Annotated in this window: 3 protein-coding genes; all 3 read left to right on the top strand. The window is 42.7% G+C overall.

Translation table 11 applies throughout. From position 1 onward, the window contains the following. The first annotated feature begins 126 nt into the window (after window positions 1-126). Window positions 127-534: a flagellar export chaperone FliS gene (locus ACO4PX_RS09470; RefSeq protein WP_308580380.1), complete on the top strand. Its 408-nt coding sequence runs from the start codon at window positions 127-129 to the stop codon at window positions 532-534. 53 nt (window positions 535-587) lie between these two features. Further along, window positions 588-1,028, top strand: coding sequence for a hypothetical protein (locus tag ACO4PX_RS09465; RefSeq protein WP_472451527.1), 441 nt, complete (start codon window positions 588-590; stop codon window positions 1,026-1,028). 89 nt (window positions 1,029-1,117) lie between these two features. Further along, window positions 1,118-2,980 carry a nucleotidyltransferase family protein gene (locus ACO4PX_RS09460; RefSeq protein ID WP_485572423.1) on the top strand — a complete coding sequence of 621 codons (1,863 nt, stop codon included), beginning with the start codon at window positions 1,118-1,120 and terminating at the stop codon, window positions 2,978-2,980. Window positions 2,981-3,243 lie beyond the last annotated feature (263 nt).

Here is a 3,243-nt window from a genome sequence, read left to right as displayed (position 1 = left end):
ATTTTTTCTAAAAATCCTTTATACATTTCCATAGACCGGACGACATATTATAAGACAATAAGAAGAAATCTTCGGAGTTGAAAATATTTGTTCCGCTGGATAAAAACCTTTGGAAATGGAGATTGTATGAACGATTATCAAAAGAAGTATTTAGAGCAGAGTATTATGCAGATGAGTCAGGGGGAACTGTTGGTTTTAACCTTTGATGAGGCTATTAAGTGTTTAAAGAAAGCAACTTTTGCTTTGGAAGATAAAAATTATGAGAAATTTGAAGAAGCCTTAAAGAAAACCACTAAGATTATTCGTTACTTGCACAATACCTTGGATATGGAGCAACCTATCAGTAGAGATTTAGCAAGGCTATATGATTTTGTTACCTTTGACTTAGGCTTGGTGCAGGCCGGAAGAGAGAGAAGACAAGAGGAGCTTCCCAAGCTGGTTGACATTTTATCCGATTTGCGTGACGGCTTCCTGGGGGCAAGTAAAATTGCCAGAGATACTCATATCCCAAAAGAAGCGAAGGTTGTGGGATAAGAAAGGGGCTGCCTATGCAGCTCCTTTCTTCTGTGTCACGGAAAGGAAGAATCATGGAGAGAAAAGAGAATCCGCAGCTGGAAAAGCTTGCTAGCCTATTTCAGAGAAGATATAATATCGTCAGCGAATTAAAAAAAGAGACTGATGAGCTTTCTGAAGCCATGCAAAGACAGGACAATGTGAGTCTGGACTTATTATTAGATTTGCGGCAGGAGGCTTTAAATAAGTTGGAAAACAACTGGGTGGAGATGAATCTTTTGGTGGAAGAGGAAGAAGATTTAAGAAGGACTTTTCAACGACTTCTACAGGAAGATCCTAAGCATAGTGCCGCATATCCTTTTTTGGAAAGAAGAATTCTGGAATTAAGAGGGAAGATTGAGGAATCTATAGGCTTCATTAAGGAAAGAGATGCCAGAACTACAGCTCAGGCCTTACAAACCCAGAAGTTTTTATGGGAGCAGATTCCCGAAGAGCTGAAGGAAGAAGTGGTTTAGCTTTATTTTCTAACGAAGGAAAGAAAAGATAATTAAAATTGAAATATCAGCAGGTTGTTCAAGGATGAGAAAGGATTGCAAGGACGGCGATGAATCGTAGTGTATATGAGGGTAAGTTTTTAATTAATTTATTGGGGAGTACTTTACGACAGGATGATTCCTTCCCTGTGATGCGAAGGATGAACTGGGGCAGACTTTACCGTATCGCTGATTATCATGAGCTTGCTTCAGGAATTTACTTGGGGATGCTTTCCGCAGGTGCCAGAGTGCCCTCTTTATTCGGTGAAAAATTTTTCCATCGGTATCAGGAGGCGGTTCGCTATGGTGAGATTTATGAGTCTTCCGAGTTGGAAATTCTAGGGGCTTTTCAGGCGGTAAAGGTTCCGGCGGTGGTTTTGGAAAGTGCAGCTGTACGGCGGCTCTATCATTTGCCGGAAACAGCGGCCAATTCCCCCCTTCGCCTTTATATTCCGGAAGAACGGTATTATATGGCCAGGGGCTATCTTTTTGACTTGGGCTATGAGACGGATCAGTTCTATTCCGGCTTTGGAGAGCACATGAAGAGAGCGGGAGGCTTTCAGGTGGAGATTTACCATCATTTGCCCTTCCTGACCAAGAATTACAAAAAACACATGAAGTCTCTGATTGACAGAGCTTATCCGGATAAGAAGTACCCGGTGCTGAAAGTTCTGTCTTTGGAAAGCAGCTATATGTTCCGTATGGCGGAGGCTTGCTATCATTTCTGCACAGATAACTTAAAGATTCGTGAGCTTTTGGATCTTTATCTGTTTTATAAGCTTTTCCATAAGGATATGAATAAGAAATTCCTGGATGCCAGAATCAAGGAGTTGGATATTTCTTTGTTGTCTCAATCCTTGTTGCATATGGCGGATATGTGGTTCAGCAGTCGTAAGGATTCTTTGTTCCCCTATCCGAAGGACAGCATCAGTCTCTTTGATGACATGGAAAGTCGTATTCTTTCCAACGGTATGGTGGGAGCGGACAGTATTCCGGAGGCGGCCAAGCTTCGTAAAGCCATTAAGGATGCGGAAAATAAAGAAGAACGGGCAGCCAAGTGGAGAAAGTGGAAGGAAAAATGGAAGAACCGCTTTGACGGCATAAAGAAGCAGCTTCGTTGGATTTTCCCGGAAAGCTCCTATATGAAGAGTCTCTACCCCGGTCTGGAGAATGCGCCATTCTTGCTGCCTCTTTACTGGATCAGGAGAGATTTCAAGCTGATCCGTATTATGATGTTGCCGGATAAGATTGAGGAACCAAAGGGAGAGAACGGTGGCGAGAAGTCTTCGGAGACCAAGGGACAAAGCACCGGCGGAGTAGGCTCCATTGAGGCCATGAGCTATCAGGATGATCCTTTCCGAAAGAACGGCAGAAAGAAAGTCTTCTATAAAGGAAGAAGAAATAACGAGTCCGAGGCCTTGTCCACGACCAACAGTGTCGGGGAAAGCGAGGCTGAAGAGGAAGAACTTCCATTATACAAAGATACCGCCTTTTTACAGGAAGAGGTGGAGGAAGAAGATCTTCCTTTGGAGCAGGATGAGAATCAGGAAACAGAAGGAAGTCTATGGGACTTCAAAGCGCCTCCCCGTCTTGCTAAGGAAGAAAAGCGCCCTGAAGTTAGAAGCGAAACCAAGTCAGAGCCTATATTAAGTCCTGAAACGGAGGCTTTACTGCAGGAGGCCTTTGCAAAAATGGAGGCTATTCAAAAAGAAGAGAAGGCTAATTCAGAGGATGCAGAGAGCAATAAGAGTGCCGCCGGTTTATCGGAAGAACAGGAAAGACTGGCACTGGCTATGCTTTCCGCCATGCTTCCGGAGGAAGAAGCTGCTCCTTTAGAGGAGACGCCCCAGAGCGGAGGAAAAATAGATACAGCCCAGGTGGATGGAAAGGAAGTCAGTGTGAAATCCTGGTCCTTCCCAAAGGATGAGAAATAAACGAGATAGCAGATGCTACGCTAGAGATATTCGTTAAGAATTGGAATGCGAAAGAAGATATGCGATGAGAGCTTTCTTTTTTCGCATTTTTTTATGCTTAAGACTATCTTCGCAAAGCATACAATCTTTCGTTGTTTAAAGAGCCTTGAAATGGCTTTAAAAAAATTTGAAAAAAATTCAAGGGAAATACTTATTATTTAATTTTTACCTCCGATATATATACTGTAACAAGAATAAAACAAAAAAACTTGCTACGGAGCATC

The organism is Oribacterium sp. (genome assembly GCF_057249185.1).
This window is presented reverse-complemented; position numbering and strand designations above follow the sequence as displayed.